This is a genomic window from Actinacidiphila sp. bgisy167, assembly GCF_965342175.1.
Classification (GTDB): domain Bacteria; phylum Actinomycetota; class Actinomycetes; order Streptomycetales; family Streptomycetaceae; genus Actinacidiphila.
The window spans coordinates 48963-66873 of record NZ_CBDRBL010000003.1 but is presented as its reverse complement, the minus strand read 5'-3'; the positions used below and the strand labels follow the sequence as shown (position 1 = coordinate 66873).

The following is a 17911-nucleotide window of genomic DNA, read 5'->3' as shown; positions in this document are numbered from 1 at the left end:
CCGGCGCGAGCCGGGGACCCCGCCCGGTTCAGCGGGACGAGCGCGCCGCCGACGCGCCGTTCGGTGTGCCGGTGATGGTGAACTGCGAGCCGGGCTCGACGAGCACGTCACCCTGCGCCGAGTTGGTGATGGTGACGTCGGTGAGGGTGGCGCTGCCGCGGGCGCCGCCCATCGCGAGGATGCCCGAGCCGTTGGTGGACCTGTCGATGCGGACGCCGGTGATCTTCACGCCCGGCATCGCGCCGCCGCCCGTCTTGAACTGGATCCCGTCGTAGGTCGAGTCGTGGATCTCCGTGTCCCGGATGGTGACGCCGGGGATGTCCTGACCCTGCGCGAAGAGGGTGATGGCGCCGAACTCCTGCGCCTCGCCCCAGAACGCGCCGCCGGTCCGGTGGAGGGCGTTGCCCGAGATGAGCGTCTGCCCGGAGAACGGCAGCGGGTCGTGGTCGGTGGCGAGCATGATGCCGGGGTAGTTCATCGTGTCGGAGACGATGTTGTTCTCGATGGTGTTGCCGTAGCCGCCGTAGATCGCGATGCCGTTGGCGCGCCAGGGCAGCTGGATCGTGTTGTTCCGGAAGTGGTTGTCGTGGCCGACGTCCACGGAGGTGTCCTTGACGTACTTGCTGGCCCACACCGCGAGCGCGTCGTCGCCGGTGTTGCGGAACGAGGAGTTGAAGACGGTGGAGTTGCGGGTGCCGTTGGCGAAGTTGATGCCGTCGGCGTAGGTGTTGCGGATCCGCACCCCCGAGAACTCCAGCCCGTCGCCGGGTCCCCACAGCTCGGGGATGTTGGAGTAGTCGCGTCCGGCCCACACGCCGACGTTGGCGTGCTCGATCCACACGTTCGTGATCTTCGTGCCCTGGCCGAACCGCCCGTTGAGGCCGACGCCGCCCTCGGCGTTGCCGTCGCCGCCGCGGATGGTGCCCGAGCCGAAGATGGCGATGTCGGAGATCTTGGTGTTGCTGTCGATGTCGAAGCCGAAGTTGCCCTCGTGCGGGTGGTTGATGCCCCCGGCGTTCTGCGGCGGGGTCAGCGTGTAGAGCTGCGAGTGCCACATGCCCGCGCCGCGGATGGTGACGTCCCGGATGCCGACCTGGTTGTACTGGCCGCGGTTGAGCGGGTCGTCGGTGAGGATCTTCTGCTCCTGCCGCCACTGCCCGGCCGGGATCCACACGCAGGAGATCCGGCCGTTCTGGTCGGCGGTGACCGCTCGTTGTATGGCGTCGGTGTCGTCGAGCCCGTCGCCGGGGACGGCCCCGTACTCGGTGATCGAGGCGCACTCGGCCGGCTTGTCCGCCGCGGGCGCGACCTGCTCCAGGTCGATCAGGTCGATGACGTAGTAGGCCGCCGAGTCGCCGACGTCACGCTGCAGGCGGAAGGTCGTGCCCTGCGGGTAGGTGCGCGACAGCAGCGCGTGCGATTCGTCGAACAGCCGCCGCGCGTCGCCGCCGGGCCGGTTGGTCAGGCCCTCCGGGTCGTCGGTGCTGCCGTACAGCCAGCTGTGCTTGGAGGAGAGGTTCAGCTTCTGCACGAAGCCGCCGTCGGCGTAGAGGCTGATCGTGGCGTCCGTGCCGCCGCCGCCCGGGGCGTCGGGGATGGAGTTGCGGACCACGATGGAGTTGGTGGGCGTGGTGGAGGTGAACTCGACGTACTGGCCTCCGGAGTCGAGCCGGACGGACTTGCGGCCCGAGGACTCGGTGGCGAAGTTGGTGTGCCCGAAGGTCCGCTTGGCGTCGGCCGTCAGCAGGGTGCCCTGGTAGCGCCCGTCCTCCGCCTCGTACTCGGTGTACGGCACGGCCGCGCCGCGCCCGACGACGAGGGGCTTGGCGAGCACGTTGTTGCTCTCGTTGGTCTCCGCGACCACTTCGGTGGCGTCCGCGGTGGCCGTGAGGGTTGCGCCGCCCGCGGTCGCCGTCCAGCTGCCGCTGATCGCGACGTTCACCGTCGCCCCGGCCGCGACCTGACCGGTCGTGCCGTTCAGCGTGGTGGCACCGGCCTGCAGGCGGGTGACCGAGCCGGCGGGCGCGGCCGTCGTGCCCCGGTTGTGCACGGCGACGGTGAAGGAGACCGACGAGCCGACCGCTGGGTTCGCCGGGTTGGTGGTGATGGCGCCGACCTCGAGGTCGGGCCCGGGCGCCTGGGTGACGACCAGCCGGTCGGCGGCGTTGCGGCTGTTGTTGCTGTCGTCCAGCTCCGCCACCGTGTCGCGCGGGTCGACGACCGCGGAGACCGCGTAGCTGCCCGCCGCGCGCGTGCCGGCGGGGACGGCGACGGTGGCGGACTGGCCCGGGTCGAGGGCGGGCACCTGGGCGGAGCCGGCGACCGTGCCCTCCACGCCCACGTCCACGGTCGTCGCGGCGGAGCGCGCGGTGCCGGCGTTGCGGATCCCGGCGTTCACGGTGACCGCGTCCCGCTCGGACGGGGTGGCCGGCGACCAGTTCAGGCTCGTGACGGTGAGGTCGGGCGCCGGCGCGGCGGTGCCGACGACCTGGAACTCCGCGACCTGACCGCCGGGCGCCCCGGAGTTGGCGAAGAACCGCAGCCGTACGTCCTCCCAGCGTCCGCTGACCGGAATGGTCACCGCGTTGCCCGCGCCCGGGCTGAAGGAGTAGTCGGCGCGGTCGCGCAGCGAGGTGAAACCGGTCGCGGACGGCGCACGGCCCAGCACCTGGATGCCCTGGGTGCGGGCTGCCCACACCGGGTCGGGGTTGAGCTTGACGACGACGCCGGTGACGTCGGCCGCCGAACCCAGCTTGACGGTGAGGTCCGCCGGATGGCCGGCCGCCTCCCAGTAGGTGGCGGTGGAGTCGTCGGTGGCGTTGGCGGCCACATAGGTGTGCACCGACGAGGTGGCCTCGACCGGCTTGTTGCGCGCCAGGTTGGTGCCGGTGGGCGGCGGCTCGTTCCCGCCGTCCTCCTCGCCGTAGACCTCCAGTTCCGAAAGCTGCGCGGCGTTCCAGCCGGTGTTGCCGGTGACGTTGACGCGGACGTAGCGGGCCTCGGCGGGGGAGGTCAGGTCCACGGCGACGGTGTTGGCCTGGGCCGGGTCGAACACGCGTCCCGCCGAGGCGGCCAGGGTGCTGAACGAGGAGCCGTCGGTGCTGCCCTGCAGGGAGAGTGTCTGGGTCCGGGCCTCCCACGCGGCGGGCAGCTTCAGCACGAGCCGGTCGACACCGCGGGCGGCGCCGAGGTCGACCTGCACCCACTGCGGGAAGGAGCCGGACGGTCCCTCCCAGTAAGTGGCCTGGGTGCCGTCGGTGGTGTTCCCGGCCGGGTACTCGCCGTGGGAGCCGCCCGCCGTGGCGGGGCGGCCGAGAGCGAGGTTGACGTCGGCGGCGGCAGCGGCGGGGGCCGAGGAGACTGCCAGTGCGGGGGCGGTCGTCGGTAACGGCGCAAGGGCCATGAGCCCGGCCAGGGCGGCGGTGGACAGCGACCGCCGGCTGAGGGATCTCCAACGCATGGGGTCCTCTATTCCGTGGGGGTGGGGGTGCGCGGTGGCGGCAGAGGAGGAACCAGGGGGAGCGGGGACGCAGGTTTCGCGGGACGAGCAGGGACCGACGAGGTCCCTCCCGGTGCCCGGGAGGGAGGTCATGCATGCGGATTGAGTCAACCAGTCGAATTCTTGCGGAAACGGCGTCATTAGATTTCTTGCACGTCTCCGCTTTGTCAACAGCACGTAATCAAGAGGGCAGTTGGCCGCGTCGAGGCTTGCGCTGGTTGCGGAGTGCTTGCGGGCGGCGCATCGGGGCGCGCTGGCGGTTTAACACCTGGCAGTGCTCCGGACGCGTGCCGGAACGGGCCTCTCCGGCCCGTCCGCGGGTGCGAAGGCAGCGCAATTTATTGAGTGTTCCGCGCAAGGGCGCTGACGGGGCGACACTGAGGGCCGGTGCCCGGCACGGTCGTGCCGGGCACCGGCCCTCACGCCCAGGACAGCGATCGACCCGGAGGCGCCGCACTCGGCGTCGCTGCCTCCGGGTCGTCGAGGGGACGGTCCGTGCCGCCGGCGCGTGCCGGCCACTCACCGGGCCGCCGTCAGTTCTCCTTCTTCCGGCGGCCCTCGCCGAGCGCTGCGCGCCGGCGAGGCTCGGGAACGCATCCGGTTCTTCGGCCATGCGTCCGAGAGGGCTGTCGCCTCGCGGCGGCAGGCTCCCCGTCGGCGGCGGCCGTGGTCACCGCGACGACGCACCGCCCTGCGAGCCGCGCAGGCCGCTCATGGCCTCGCTCATGCCGCCGCCCTTCTTGCGGGCGCCGTCCGGGCGCATCGAGGCGGTGGCGAGAGCGAGGATGAGCGCGATCACGCCCACTATCACGTTGTTGGTTATGGTGCGCGTCGTGCTGACGTCACCGGCGATGCACCAGGGCGAGATGATCGTCCACAGGGCGATGACGGCGGCCGCCCACGCCTTGGAGTGGGTGCGCTCGTAGCCCCGTCCCACGCCTCCCATGAGCAGGGCGTAGGCGATACCGGCGATCAGGGTGCTGACCGTGATCGTCGACAGTCCGTTGAATCCCACGATCCACGGCGAGGCGGCCAGGTAGGTACCTGCTATCAGCCCCATGGCCTCCGTCGCCTGCCCGCGATTGGTGGCGGTGGCCCTCTCGTAGTCGTCGCGCAGTTCGAGCAGATCGGGATGTTGCTCGATGCCGGGTTGCGTGTGAGTCATCCAGACCATCTCCCCTTTTGTGTGGTTTCTTCTGTTTTCGCTTACCCGGCCTGTAGGCGTCGAAGCGAAGCCATGGGGTTCTCGCTTCGTGACGGATATGTGGCCGGTGGTGATCAGGGGGACTCGGCGGGGATGCCGGTCAAGGGCCGGGATGCGCCGCGGCCAGGTCGGGAGCAGGCTGGGAGCAGCGGCTCACGCGCCGCGTGAACGGCACGGCCCTGGCAGTGGCCTCCGGGGCCCTCGCGGCGCGTGGGCCTTGTACGCGGCGCGGACAGGCGGGGCGGCTCGCGGGTCGACGGCTCCCGCATGGCGGCGTTGTCGTCGATCGCCGCAACTCCGCCGCGACTTCCTGCTCCGCCGTGCCGGAGTCGGCCTCGACCCGCTCCTTGCTCCGCCCACCTCTCCGCACGGCCTCTCGGCTGCTGCGGCTTCGGCGGCCGAAGGCGCGTTCCGGGGAAGGGGAAGAGGGTGGGTAAGCCACCTGGGAGGTGTACCGGTGAGGAAGTCGAAGATCGTGTACAAGCCTGTCGGCATGGCGGTGGGCGCGCTCTCGGGAATGGTGGCCGGCGCGCTCTTCAAACAGGTGTGGAAGGCACTGCGGCACGAGGCGGCGGCTCCGGACGCCACCGACGAGGACCGCACGTGGCGTGAGGTACTCCTGGCGGCGGCTCTGCAGGGGGCGCTTTTCGCGGCCGTCAAGGCCGCCGTCGACCGCGCGGGCGCCACTACCGTCCGGCGGCTGACGGGCACCTGGCCCGGTTGAGGGCGGCCGGCACGCAGGGGGACGCGCCTGGTGGCCCCGCGGGTGCGCTCCCCGGGGTGCAGGAGGGTGATTGCCGGCGCTCCTGCCGCTGGTCGCCTTGCCTCGGGGCGGGCCCGGCTCCAGCCTCGTAGCGTCCAGGGTCCACCCGTGAAACGGCGCGAGGAGCAACCGATGGCGGTATGCGAAGTCTGCGGCAACGACTACGAGATGGCTTTCGAGGTCCGCGCGGCGGGAGCACTCCACATCTTCGACAGCCTGGAGTGCGCGGCGCAGAAGATGGCTCCGATCTGCGAGAACTGCCAGTGCCGCATCCTGGGGCACGGGCTGCAGTCCGACGGACAGTTCTTCTGCTGCGCCCACTGCGCGCGCCAGAAGGGCCACGCCCGGCTCGTCGACCACGCCTGAGGCAACCGCGGCCGCGCCGCCGCCCTGCCCGCTCAGCCGGCCTGGGTGCGGGCACGTCGGCGCTCCTGTGCCGGCGCGCGGCGTGCGCGGAGTCCGTGTCGCATCATGGAAGGGGGTTTCGCCGGTTCCGGCCGGACCCGTGGCCCTACGGGGCGGCGCGGCCGCGCGGGAGCCGGTGCCGCCGCCGCTCCCTGCGCCCGTCCGGCCCAGGCCGGTTCCCCTCGAAGCCGCCACCGGCGACGACCACGGCGGCCCGGCCCGGCGCGGCGGACGCACCGGATCGGGTGTCGTGCCGGATCAGTATCGGCGGAGGTGCGGTCATGAGCGAAGCCACGATCAATCTGTGGGTCAAGGACGACACCGGAGAGATGATCTTCCAGGTGCGCCCGCACACGCCCCTCAAGCAGCTGATGGACACGTACTGCGCCAGGACGGGACGAGCCCACGGAGGACTCGGCTTCCTCGCCCACGGCGCACCCTGCAGCCCGACGCGCACACCGGACGCCCTGGGCCTCACGGACGGCGACCTCATCGAGGTCGTGCCCGCGTGACGTCCGCACGCACCTCCGGCGTGCCGCGGGCCCGACCCCGGCCGCCGCGGGCCCGAGAGGGGTGACGATGGGGGAGTGGACCTGGTCCTACGAGGGATACGACCCCGCCCGCGAGCGCCTGCGTGAGGCCTTGTGCACCCTCGGCAACGGTTACTTCGCCACCCGCGCCGCAGCCCCGGAGACCACCGCAGGCCCCCACCACTACCCCGGCACCTATGCCGCCGGCTGCTACAACCGGCTCGACTCCACCGTCGCCGGACGAACCGTCCGCAACGAGGACCTGGTCAACCTGCCCAACTGGCTGCCGCTGAGGTTCAGGATCCGGGACGGCGGCACGTGGTTCACCCCGGACGACGGCTCGCTGCTGGAGCACCGGCAGGATCTCGACCTCCGCCACGCCACTCTGACCCGGACGTTCCGGCTGCGCGACCCGCGCGGACGGATCCTCGCCGTCGAGCAGACCCGGCTGGTTCACATGAGCGATCCGCACCTCGCCGCACTGCGCACCGTCTTCCGCGCCGAGGGCGACTGGTCCGGGGAACTGGAGGTGGAGTCCGCGCTCGACGGCGCCGTCGCCAACACAGGTGTCGCCCGCTACCGAGCCCTGAACGGCCGTCACCTGACCGGCACGCAAACCGGGACGGCGGAACCCGACACCGTCTGGCTGCGCTGCCGGACCACCGCCTCCGACATCCGCATCACACTCGCCGCCCGCACCCGCGCCACGCCGCGTCCGGCGGACACCGGCTCATTCGAGGCGGGAGAGCGCACCGTGGTGCACCGGCTGACCGTCCCGGTGGCGCCGGACCGCCCCGCCGTCGTCGAGAAGACCGTCGCCCTGCACACCTCCCGGGACCGGGCGATCGGCGACCCGCTGCACGCCGCACTCGACCGCGTCGGGCGGTCCCCGGACTTCCGCGGCCTCCTCGCCTCCCACGCGGCCGCCTGGGAGCGGCTGTGGCACCGCGCCGGCCTGGACGTCCCCGGCGAGGCCGGACGGATCCTCCGGCTGCACACCTTCCACGTCCTGCAGACCCTCTCCCCCCATACGGCGGAACTGGACGTGGGCGTGCCTGCCAGGGGCCTGCACGGTGAGGCCTACCGCGGCCACGTCTTCTGGGACGAACTGTTCGTCCTGCCCTACCTGGACCTGCACTTTCCCGAGGTGTCCCGGGCGCTGCTGGAGTACCGCCACCGCCGCCTGGGGGAGGCGTGCCTGGCGGCGGAGCGGGCCGGCCGCACCGGGGCGATGTACCCGTGGCAGAGCGGCAGCGACGGACGCGAGGAGACCCAGACCCTCCACCTCAACCCGCGCTCGGGGCGCTGGCTGCCCGACCACACCAGGCTCCAGCACCACGTCGGATCGGCCGTGGCCTACAACATCTGGCGGTACGCCCAGGCCACCGGTGACACTGAGTTCCTGCACACCAAGGGCGCCGAGATGCTGCTGCAGATCGCCCGCTTCTGGGCCTGCCTCGCCACCTGGGACCCCGACCGCGACAGCGGCGGCCGCTACCGCATCCGCGGTGTCGTCGGGCCCGACGAGTACCACGACGCCTACCCCGACTCCGCCTCACCCGGCATCGACGACAACGCGTACACCAACCTCACCGCCGCCTGGGTGCTGGACCGGGCCCTCCACCTGTGGCGCACCCTCCCGGCGCCGCGCCGCGACGAACTGCGTGAGCGCATGGGTCTCGCAGCCGAGGAGACGGACCGCTGGGAGGACGTCTCACACAAGCTGTACGTCCCCTGGCACGCCGGCGTGATCAGCCAGTTCGCCGGCTACGGCGAGCTGGAGGAGCTCGACTGGGAAGGACTGCGCGCGCGGTACGGCGACATTCGCCGGCTCGACCGGATCCTGGAGGCGGAAGGGGACTGTGTCAACCGCTACCAGGCGTCCAAGCAGGCCGACGTGCTCATGCTGGGCTTCCTGTTCCCGCCCGGCGAACTGCACCGCCTCCTCGCGCACCTGGGATACGAGCTCGACGACAGCACATGGCGTGCGACGGTCGAGCACTACCTGCGGCGCACCAGCCACGGCTCCACCCTCAGCGCGGTGGTGCACGCCTGGGTGCTGGCCCGGACCGACCGGGCCGGCGCGTGGTCCTGCGCGCAGGAGGCCCTGCTGGGCGACGTCACCGACATCCAGGGCGGCACGACCGAGGAGGGCGTCCACCTCGGGGCCATGGCCGGCACCCTCGACCTCGTGCAGCGCGGCCTGACCGGCCTGGAGGCCCGCGAGGACGCGCTGTGGCTCGATCCGGCGCCGCTGCCGCAGCTCTCCCGGTTCGCCCTGACCGTGCGCTACCGGGGCCACTGGGGCGTGCGCATCCACGTCGACAGGGACCACGTCGGCATCGCCGTCCCCGCCTTCGCCGCGGCTCCCGTCCGGGTGCGCCTCGACGGCCGGACCTGGTCCGTCGCGCCGGGCCGCTCCCGGCTGCTCGACCTGCCGGCCCGGTGACACGGCTCGGCGGCGCAGGGGCCGTTCCCCTGCGCGCGGGCGAGCCCAGACACAGGTACGGGCTCTGGACTGGCGGGCGGCGAGCGGGTCTGCTGCGCTTGATTAAGAGGTCGCGCGGATAGGCGGGGTGGAGAAAGGAGCGGGTCGAGGGCCGAGCCGGGCAAGGCGGAGAAGGGAGACGCAGCGGAGCTGCGGCGACCGACGACAACGCCGCCGGGCGAGAGCCGTCGACCCGCGACGCAGGCCCGCCTATGCGCGCGGCCTGTAAGGAGACATGACGCAGGAGGTGAGCGGCTGTGCGGGGTGGTCCGGAACAGTCCCGCTCGGCGGGCAAAGGCTCCTTGGACGCCGAGGACGTGGCCGGCCGCGTCGCGGTGCGGCGGAAGCAGCTGGGCATGTCCCGTGAGGAACTGGCCCTGAGGGCCGGGATGTCCACCGCGTACCTGCGGCAGGTGGAGGAGCTGGGAGCCGGTTTCGACGCCGACGCGTTGCGGCGCGTCGCCCGTGTGCTGGGAATGCCGTACGAGGAGCTGGTCACGGGCTCCCGCGAGGCGCCGCCGGGACGCGGCGGCCCCGCGGCCCGGCCGGTGCTGCAGCGCCTGTCCGAGGGCGAGTGCTGGGAACGGCTGGGCACGCACGGCATCGGCCGCGTGGCCTACGAGGCCGGCAGGGAGGACGACGAGGCGCCGGTCGTGATGCCCGTCAACTACCGGGTGGACGGGCGGACGATCGCCTACCGGACGGATCCGGCCGGAGCGGCGGCCGTCGCGTCCGGCACGAGCGTCGCCTTCGAGACGGACTTCGTCGACGAGGAGCACCGGGTCGGCTGGAGCGTCCTGGTGGCGGGAGCCGCCGAGCCGATCTCCGACGCCGCCGCCGCGCAGGCCCTCGGCCGACGCCCCGGGGGCGAGCCCTGGGCCGGGGGGAAGCGGGAGCTGTGGATCCGCGTCGTGCCGCGCGAGGTGAGCGGCAGGGCCATCCGGTCGCTCCCGCAGCCAGGGTAGCGAGGACGCCCTTGCCCCCTCCACCCGGGCCCGGCCCGTGCGACCCGCCCCCAGGGGTGACGCCGGCGCCGTCACGCCGTCGGCCGCGCCGTTCCGGCGCGGCCGCATGGTGCCGCCCGGCCCCGCGGCCTGCGCAATGCTCTCGCCGCCGGTGCCCGCGAGGTCCGGCGCGGTCTCGAGCCGACCCCCTTTCGCGTGATCGGCACGGAGTACGGCGGCCCGACAGCGGGAGGTGCCGCCGGGAAGGCGGCGGGTGGGCGAGGATGTCCAGGGCGACGACGTCGCATGGCCGAGATGGGAGAACGACATGCCTCTGGTGGGCGAGTACCAGCCGAGCCCCGAGCAGTGGGTCCGGGACCAGGTCGAGCTGTACGAGGGCTCGGGAGGGACGGAGGGGACAACGCTGCGCGGCAAGCCCGTGATCGTCCTCACGACGCTGGGCGCGAAGAGCGGCAAGGTCCGCAAGACGCCGCTCATGCGGGTGGAGCACGAGGGCCGCTACGCGGTCGTGGCGTCCAAGGGCGGCGCGCCCAAGCACCCGGTCTGGTACCACAACCTGGTCGCCGACCCCCGGGTGGAACTGCAGGACGGCCCGGTGCGCCGCGACATGACGGCCCGGGAGGTCACCGGTGACGAGCGGGCCGAATGGTGGGAGCGGGCGGTGGAGGCGTGGCCCGACTACGCCGAATACCAGAAGAACACCGACCGCGAGATCCCGCTCTTCGTCCTGGAGCCGGCGCCCGCACCGCACTGACCCGCTCCCCCGCGACGGCCGCCGCCCCGGCACGGGGCGGCGGCCGATCTTCGTGCCGGGGCGCCGCGACCTCTCAGGGGGCCCGCGAGGGGGGAGATCGGCATGCCGTTGCGGCGCGGGTCGGTGCGGGAAGCGGCGCGTGACCGTGCGGGCCGCCCGTCGGCCCGGCCGGGTGACACCGGTCCGGGCCGCAGCCCCCGGACCCGTGCCGGGTGAGGGCGGCGCGCCGCATGCCGGGCCCGGATCACCGCTCCTACCCTCCGTTCCCGCGTGATGTGGACCACATCCGTGAGATTTGTCGCTGCCGGATGTAAGAAACCGGCCGCCGCGCTCATTGCATGGTGAGAGTGCGAGATGAGGGGACGGCGCGTGACACATGCCCAACGCTTCCGGGACGTATACGAGGAGTGCTACCCACGAGTCCTCGCCTACGCCACCAGCCTGGTCGGGCGGCAGGTAGGGGAGGACATCGCCAGCGAGACGTTCACCGTCGCCTGGCGGCGGGTGCGGGACATCCCGCACCCGGCACTGCCGTGGCTCCTGGGCGTCGCCCGCAACCTGGTGCGCGAACTGCGCCGCCGGGACGCCCACCAGTACCTCCTCGCCGTCGAGGAAGCACGGCGCATCAGCAGTGGCACCGGGTCCGGCGCCGGCGACGTCGCGTCGGAGGTCACCGGGCGGCACGACGCGCTGCAGGCCCTCGCCGGCCTGCCGGATGCCGACCGGGAGCTGCTCACGCTGATCGCCTGGCACGGCCTGAGCGCCAAGGAGGCCGCGCAGGTCCTGGACTGCACCACCGCGACACTCACCGTCCGGCTGTACCGGGCGCGCCGCCGCCTGGAGAAGGCACTCGGAGCTGCTCCGCCGGAGCCGGCGTCCGCACCCCCCGCACAGGCCCCGTACCCCGCTCATCGCGAAGGAGCACGCGCGTGAAGAAGTCCCCCCGGCCCTCCGGGCGGCCCGATGTCCTGAAGGTGCTCGCGGACGCGCGGCCCGACGCACTGGACCCGGCCCGGCTGGTCGACCCCGCCCGGCAGCGTGAGGATCTCGCGCGCATCGTGATGACGCCGACGGACGGTCCGGCGGCACGCTTCCTCGCACCGCGCCGTGCCAGGGCCTTCCGTCCGCTGGGCGCCGCGGCGCTCGCCGCCGTGGCGGTGTCCGTGGTGGCCGTGGGCGCCGTCGACTGGCGGGAGCCCGCCGACCAGCCGACCGCCCAGCCGCCGTCCTCCACCACGGGCGTCCCCGGCGAGGGCGGTGACTTCCGTGTCGACGGCCACATCGAACTGCTCAGCGCGGCGAGGCAGGCGGAGTCCTCGGTCGAAGAGGGCACGTACTGGCAGACCACGACCCACTCGCAGAACGTGGACGTCGGCGGTGCGGAGGGGCACCTCTTCGCCGTGCGCTCATCGTCCGTCTCGCAGTGGTCGGTGGGTGTGCGCCCCGGAACCGGGAGTCTGATGGTCACCGGCCTGGACTCCGTCACGGAGCCCCTGACCGCGGCGGACGAGGCCCGCTGGCGCGCCGCGGGTTCACCGCGCTCCGTGCCGGTCGAGACCGGGAAGGGGAAGGCGCACGGCTCGCTGCTCTTCTCGTTCGGGAAGGGGCGGCCGTTGGTCCTGCGGACCAACGACGACGACAAGATCTACGCCGTCGGCCCGCGCAACGTCTCCTACAAGGACCTGCGCGCACTGCCCGCCACCAGCGACGAGTTGCGGCGCTACCTCGAGCGGCTGTACGCGCAGGACAACGGCGCGGACACCGGCACCGCGGGACGCAGCGCCTGGATGCTGCGCCAGGCGGGCAACCTCGTCACGATGCCCGTGAAGCCCGGAGTGCGGGCGGCCGCGTACCGGGTGATGGCGGATCTGCCCGGGGTCCGGGTGACGGGACAGGCCACCGATCCCCTGGGGCGTGAAGGCGTGGCCGTCGAATTCCCCGTCACTTACGACGGACCCCTGGGCACCACCCTCGAGCGGCTGATCGTGGACCCGTCCAACGGCGCCATGCTCAGCGACGAACTCGTGCTCGTGGAACCGTCCGCCCGCGCCAGGGAAGCCGGCCTCACCGCCGGGACGACGGTGAACTACAGCGCGACCACCCGGATGAGCTGGGGCGAGAAGCAGATCACCGTGCCGGACAACGCCCGCGACTGAGAGGTCGCGCCGCGCGGCCTCTGAGTCCGGAAGGGCCGGCCGAGGCCCGCATGGATCCACGAGAGAACCGTCGCCCCGCGGGCCGGCCCGCGGCCCGCGGGCGCCCGCCGGCGTGCCGGGGATACGCCGCTGATGTGACGCCGCGGATCCCCGGGCGACGGTCGGCGCCACCGCCCGCCGCCCCGCACCGTCCGAGAGCGCTCGAGGCCGCTCGGCGCTGCCGTGCGCCGTCCCGCACGACGGGACGTGCTCCGCGGCGCCCTGCCGGCTGACCCGTCCGCACGGCACCGGCGCACCGCCACCCGGGAAACCCTTCGACATCGAGGCAACCCGAACACGGGGCCGCCCGGTTGAGCGGGTGTGAACTCCCCACCCAGGGACGGGACCTGACACGGGCGCCGCTGCAGGTCGTTCCGCACCTCCCGCGGACCCCGCCCGGTGCCCGGCTCCAGCGCGCCCCCGCCACCGGGGTCTCCCCCCTCCGCATCACCGTCTCCCGAGAAAGTCCGCACCCATGCGCATCAACAGGCCCTACATGACCGCGGCTGCGGCCGTCGTCGTCTCCTCACTGGGAATCGCCGCCTTCCAGTACCTCCCCGAGGGGAACCCCGGTCCGGCAGCCGAGACGGCGTCGGTCGTCCAGGACGCCGCCGTGCCCACGGCCGCGCCCGCGTCCCCCTCGACGGCTCCGACGACGGCCCCGCCGAAGCCGCAGTACCCCGACCGGCTGCCGGGGCTCGGCCCCAAGACCCTCGCGCAGGTCCCGGCCGGCGCCCGTCAGGTCGTCATCGTCACGGGAGCCGGCAAGAAGTCGGCGAAATCCAAGGTCGTCCTCCACGAGCGCGTGGACGGCGGCTGGCGCCCTGGCGCCGTGTGGGACGCGCACAACGGCTACAAGGGCTGGACCGACGAGCACTACGCGGGCGATCTGCACAGCCCCATAGGGGTGTTCGGCCTCACGGACGCCGGCGGACGGCTGGCCGACCCCGGCACCGAGCTGCCCTACCACCGCTCCGGCGCCTTCTCCGTCGGCGGTACGGGCTTCGAGGGAGAACCGCTCGCCGGTTCCTTCGACTACGTCATAGCCATCAACTACAACCGGCGGCCCGGCACGTCCCCGATGGACGGCGCCCAGCCCATGGGCGCCAACCGCGGCGGCGGCATATGGATCCACGTCGACCACGGCGGTCCCACGCACGCCTGCGTCAGCATCTCCAAGGCGCACATGAAGGATTTGCTGCTGGCCCTGGATCCGGCCGACCATCCCGTCGTCGTCATGGGTGACGCGGCCTCCCTCGCCCGATGACCGTCCTCCCGACAGGAGCAGGCGTGCCCTCCCGTCCCAAGCTCACCGCCCTCGCCCTCGCCCTCGGCGGAGCATCGGTGCTCACCGCCTGCGCGAGCGGGCAGCCCGCCGCGACGTCCGCCGCCCGGGGGACTCCGGCCCCCACCGGCTCCTCTGCCACGCCGCGGGCCGCCGCGACCGTCTTCCGGCTCACCACCGGCGCCGCCGACGGCGACCGCCACGCGTCCGTCAGCGGCGCGGGCCGGGTCGAGGTCGCCGGCGGGACGATAGCGTCCGTCACCCTCACCACCGCGGGCGGCGACGCGGTGCCCGGCACCACCGCCGGCGACCACCGCAGCTGGTCCCCGAAGGCGGCCCTGGCCTACGGCACCTCGTACCGCCTCGTCGTCCACGCCGCCGACGAGGCGGGCGGGAAGCAGACCCGGCGCCTGTCCTTCACCACGCTCGCCAAAAACGACCGCCTCATCGGCACCTTCACCCCCGAGGACGGCTCGACCGTCGGTGTCGGCATGCCGGTGTCGCTGACCTTCAACAAGCCGGTCACCGACAAGAAGGCCGTCGAAGAAGGCATACGCGTCACCAGTGACAGCGGACAGCAGGTGGTCGGCCACTGGTTCGGTGACCAGCGCCTGGACCTGCGCCCCGAGACGTACTGGAAGGCACACTCCAAGGTCACCCTGAACCTGCGCCTGGACGGGGTGAAGGGCGCCGCGAACGCCTACGGGACCCAGGACAAGACCGTCCGCTTCACCGTCGGCCGCCGCCAGGTCTCCGCCGTCGACGCGGGCACGCACACCATGCGGGTCGAACGCGACGGCAAGGCCGTCCGCACGATCGCGATCACCGCCGGCGCGCCGGGCAGCACCACGTACAACGGGCAGATGGTGATCTCCGAGAAGCTCGTCTCCACCCGTATGAACGGCGCCACGGTCGGCTACGCGGGGGAGTACGACATCCCCGACGTCCCGCACGCGATGCGCCTGTCCACCTCCGGCACCTTCATCCACGGCAACTACTGGGCGGCGGACTCCGTCTTCGGGCACTCCAACGTGAGCCACGGCTGCGTGGGGCTGAACGACGTCCGAGGAGGCGGCGACTCCGAGCAGGACGCGGCGTGGTTCTACACCAACTCCCTCATCGGCGACGTGGTCGTCGTCAAGCACTCCCGCGACCGCACCGTCGCCCCCGGCAACGGCCTCAACGGCTGGAACATGTCCTGGGAGCAGTGGAAGGCCGGATCGGCGCTCACGTAGCCGGGCACCAGCCGGGCCGGCCCCTGCCGGGTGCCGGCCGTCCGGACCGGTGCGGGGCTCAGCGGTAGGCCGAGACGGCGGAGGCTTCCGCCGGGACGGCGGTCCGCGGACGTCGGAAACAGGCGCCGGCCAGGTAGAGCAGCAGTACCGCCCCCGCCATGAACGGCGCCCGCGGGCCGATGCCGTGATACGCCAGCCCCGCCAGCAGGGTCCCCAGCGCGCCCGCGCACATGGTGGCCATCTGGAAGGACATCGTGACGCGACCCGACAACCCTTCCGGAACCTGTGACTGACGTAGCGACACCGCCGTGACGTTACACACCAAGCCCACCGTGCCGTACACGGCGATCAACACCGCCACCACCGGGACGGACCAGGTCGAACCGATCCCGGCGCAGAGCGCCGCTGTGGCCGCCATGCCGATCCGTAGCACCCGGTGGGCCCCGATCCGGGCCTCCAACAGGGGTGCGAGCGGCACCCCCGCCATGCCTCCCACGGCGTAGGCCACCGTCAGCACCGCGAAGCCGGGACCTTCCAGCCCCAACGTCTGGCGGGAGTACAGGACCAGGACGGACATCAGACCGACCACGACGAGATTGCTCAAGGCGGACACCGCACACAACTGCCGCAGCAGCCGGTGCCTCCACAGCCACACCAGCCCTTGGAGGGCGTCCTCGCGCAGTGATCGCCGTATCGGGCCGCCTCCCTCGGGACGGGTGCGGCCACGGCCCGCGGCCAGCAGGATCAATCCCGCCGAACACGCGTACGACATCGAGTCGACGGCGAGCGGAAGCACCGGCGTGACGCCGAACAGGACCGCCCCCGTCGGGGTGCCCAGCAGGGTACCGACGAGCAGCGCACTGACCTGCAGGCGCGCGTTCGCCTTGGTCAGCCTTTCAGGCGGCACCAGCCCGGGCACGATGCCCGACCACGCTCCGTTGAAGAGGGTCTGGCCGCAGCCCAGGAGGAAAGCCCCACCGGCCAGCACCGGTATGGACAGGCCGTCGACGAGGGTGAGGAGCGCCAGGCAGGCCATTACGACCGCACGGGCCACGTCGACCAGGCACAGTACGCGACGGCGCTCGAACCTGTCCGACAGTGCGCCGGAGACCAGGCTCACCAGGAGCCAGGGGAGTTGCCCGGCGAAGGCCACCAGGGCGACCTGCCGGGCGTCGTCCGTGAGGCCGGCGGTGAGCAGCGGAAGAGCGACCAGGCGCATGCCGTCACCGATGCCGGAGACCGTCACCGAAGCCCACACGGCGTAGAACGGGCGTGGCAGTCGATCGCGGCCGCCGGGAGTGGGAAAGCTCATGGCTGAGTTGCGGGTTCCTCGGAGCCGGAGGTGGACGATCGCGGGTCGGATTCGGCCGCAGCGCATCCGGAGCGAGTGACCATACTGCGCGGGCCGGCACAACGGGCGGGGACATCCGGGGCGACGTCCGGTTGACAGCCCGTTAATACCAATGCGCTCGCCTCCGGCGGAACGTGTCAACGCTCACCGAGCGCGGCACGCAGCCGTGTCGGCATGCCCCGCCCTTTCGGCGGACCGCACGCGTGGTCGGCTCACCGCGGCAGAGGCACGGTCCAACCGGTGGCGGCGCCCAGTGCGCTGCGGCCGACGACCGGCGATAAACTCTGCCTGACAAGCGCTGCATACTCCGGAGCACGCGCCGGCCGGGCCCACTGCCGAGAACCATCGAGGTGACGCGGCTCGTCGCCCGACGCCGCGCGCATGGGTGCCGAGCGTGCGATCCGGACACCTCAACCGGATGGATCCGAGTGAACCCTCAGAAAACCGGCACGTCTCAGACGGCGACCAGTCGCTGGTTCCGGACCATCCGGTCCGCTCCGGCCCCCGGGCTGCGACTCCTGTGCTTCCCCCACGCGGGCGGCAACGCCAGCTTCTTCCGTGGGTGGAAGGATCTCGTACCGAACGGCGTGGAGCTGCTCGCCGCCCAGTATCCGGCACGCGAGAGCCGTTTCCTGGACGCTCCGGCCGAGACGATGGACGAGCTGGTCGCTGATCTGTCCCATGCGTCTCGCGATCTCTTCAATGTTCCTGTCGCCTTTTTCGGACACAGCATGGGGGCGTCCGTCGCCTATGAGCTCGCCACTCGTCTGCGGGAGGAACACGGACGGACCCTGACCGGGCTGTTCGTGTCAGGACGCGGCGGACCGGGAAGGGAGAGACGGCCGGCGCTGGCAGATGCCCCCGAAGAGGAACTGGTGGCGGAGCTGGTCGAGTTGGGTGGCACGCAGGCAGAGGTGTTTCGAGACGCGGCCTTGCGTGAGCTCGTGCTACCCGCGATACGCGCGGACTACCGCCTGCTGGAACGCTACGACGCTCGCATTCCCGACGAGGAGTCCCGCCTCGATGTTCCCGTCGTCGCCTATTACGGGAACGGCGAGGCGGATCTGGAACACGATTCCGTCGCGGCCTGGTCCGCGATCACACGGTCAGGGTTTCACGTCCGGTCCTTCGAAGGCGGTCATTTCTACCTCGTGGAGGAAGCCGGCAGTCTCGTGAAGGACCTGTTCTCACGTCTGCGCATGGCGAACTGACCCGGGGGCCCACGCGCGAGATCGCG

General features: G+C 72.3%; 14 protein-coding genes. 11 read left to right on the top strand and 3 right to left on the bottom strand.

Translation table 11 applies throughout. From position 1 onward, the window contains the following. Window positions 1-28: 28 nt before the first annotated feature. Both ACRWND_RS01895 and ACRWND_RS01890 read right to left on the bottom strand, forming a co-directional pair. A complete protein-coding gene (locus tag ACRWND_RS01895; RefSeq protein ID WP_431945129.1) occupies window positions 29-3460 on the bottom strand; it encodes a CARDB domain-containing protein in 3432 nt (1143 codons plus the stop codon). A 709-nt stretch (window positions 3461-4169) separates the two neighbouring features. Continuing rightward, on the bottom strand, window positions 4170-4664 hold the full coding sequence (locus ACRWND_RS01890) for an SPW repeat protein (RefSeq protein WP_431945127.1): 495 nt from the start codon (window positions 4662-4664) through the stop codon (window positions 4170-4172). Window positions 4665-5160: 496 nt separating this feature from the next. On the opposite strand from ACRWND_RS01890, the gene ACRWND_RS01885 reads away from it, so the two are divergent. From ACRWND_RS01885 to ACRWND_RS01840, 10 genes are all read left to right on the top strand, one after another. Beyond that, window positions 5161-5427, top strand: coding sequence for a DUF4235 domain-containing protein (locus ACRWND_RS01885; RefSeq protein WP_431945125.1), 267 nt, complete (start codon window positions 5161-5163; stop codon window positions 5425-5427). A gap of 171 nt (window positions 5428-5598) precedes the next feature. Continuing rightward, window positions 5599-5832 (top strand): hypothetical protein, encoded by a 234-nt coding sequence (locus ACRWND_RS01880; protein WP_431945123.1) that lies wholly within the window; start codon window positions 5599-5601, stop codon window positions 5830-5832. Between the two features lie 320 nt (window positions 5833-6152). After that, on the top strand, window positions 6153-6383 hold the full coding sequence (locus ACRWND_RS01875) for a hypothetical protein (RefSeq protein ID WP_431945121.1): 231 nt from the start codon (window positions 6153-6155) through the stop codon (window positions 6381-6383). Window positions 6384-6450: 67 nt separating this feature from the next. Then, entirely contained in the window at window positions 6451-8850 is a 2400-nt protein-coding gene (locus ACRWND_RS01870; protein WP_431945119.1) for a glycoside hydrolase family 65 protein, read from the top strand. 296 nt (window positions 8851-9146) lie between these two features. Beyond that, window positions 9147-9854, top strand: a complete 708-nt coding sequence (locus ACRWND_RS01865) for a helix-turn-helix domain-containing protein (RefSeq protein WP_431945117.1) — start codon at window positions 9147-9149, stop codon at window positions 9852-9854. Window positions 9855-10161: 307 nt separating this feature from the next. Then, window positions 10162-10608, top strand: a complete 447-nt coding sequence (locus ACRWND_RS01860; RefSeq protein WP_431945251.1) for a nitroreductase family deazaflavin-dependent oxidoreductase — start codon at window positions 10162-10164, stop codon at window positions 10606-10608. Window positions 10609-10977: 369 nt separating this feature from the next. After that, window positions 10978-11541 carry an RNA polymerase sigma factor gene (locus ACRWND_RS01855; RefSeq protein WP_431945115.1) on the top strand — a complete coding sequence of 188 codons (564 nt, stop codon included), beginning with the start codon at window positions 10978-10980 and terminating at the stop codon, window positions 11539-11541. Further along, on the top strand, window positions 11538-12764 hold the full coding sequence (locus ACRWND_RS01850; protein ID WP_431945113.1) for a CU044_5270 family protein: 1227 nt from the start codon (window positions 11538-11540) through the stop codon (window positions 12762-12764). Before ACRWND_RS01855 ends, ACRWND_RS01850 begins: the two co-directional genes overlap by 4 nt. 514 nt (window positions 12765-13278) lie before the next feature. Continuing rightward, a complete protein-coding gene (locus tag ACRWND_RS01845; protein ID WP_431945111.1) occupies window positions 13279-14070 on the top strand; it encodes a hypothetical protein in 792 nt (263 codons plus the stop codon). A 23-nt stretch (window positions 14071-14093) separates the two neighbouring features. Next, complete coding sequence (locus tag ACRWND_RS01840) at window positions 14094-15323, top strand: L,D-transpeptidase (RefSeq protein ID WP_431945109.1); 1230 nt, start codon at window positions 14094-14096, stop codon at window positions 15321-15323. A 58-nt stretch (window positions 15324-15381) separates the two neighbouring features. On the opposite strand, the gene ACRWND_RS01835 is transcribed toward ACRWND_RS01840, so the two are convergent. Then, window positions 15382-16635: an MFS transporter gene (locus tag ACRWND_RS01835; protein WP_431945107.1), complete on the bottom strand. Its 1254-nt coding sequence runs from the start codon at window positions 16633-16635 to the stop codon at window positions 15382-15384. 467 nt (window positions 16636-17102) lie between these two features. On the opposite strand from ACRWND_RS01835, the gene ACRWND_RS01830 reads away from it, so the two are divergent. After that, on the top strand, window positions 17103-17885 hold the full coding sequence (locus ACRWND_RS01830; protein WP_431945105.1) for a thioesterase II family protein: 783 nt from the start codon (window positions 17103-17105) through the stop codon (window positions 17883-17885). The last annotated feature ends 26 nt before the right edge of the window (window positions 17886-17911 follow it).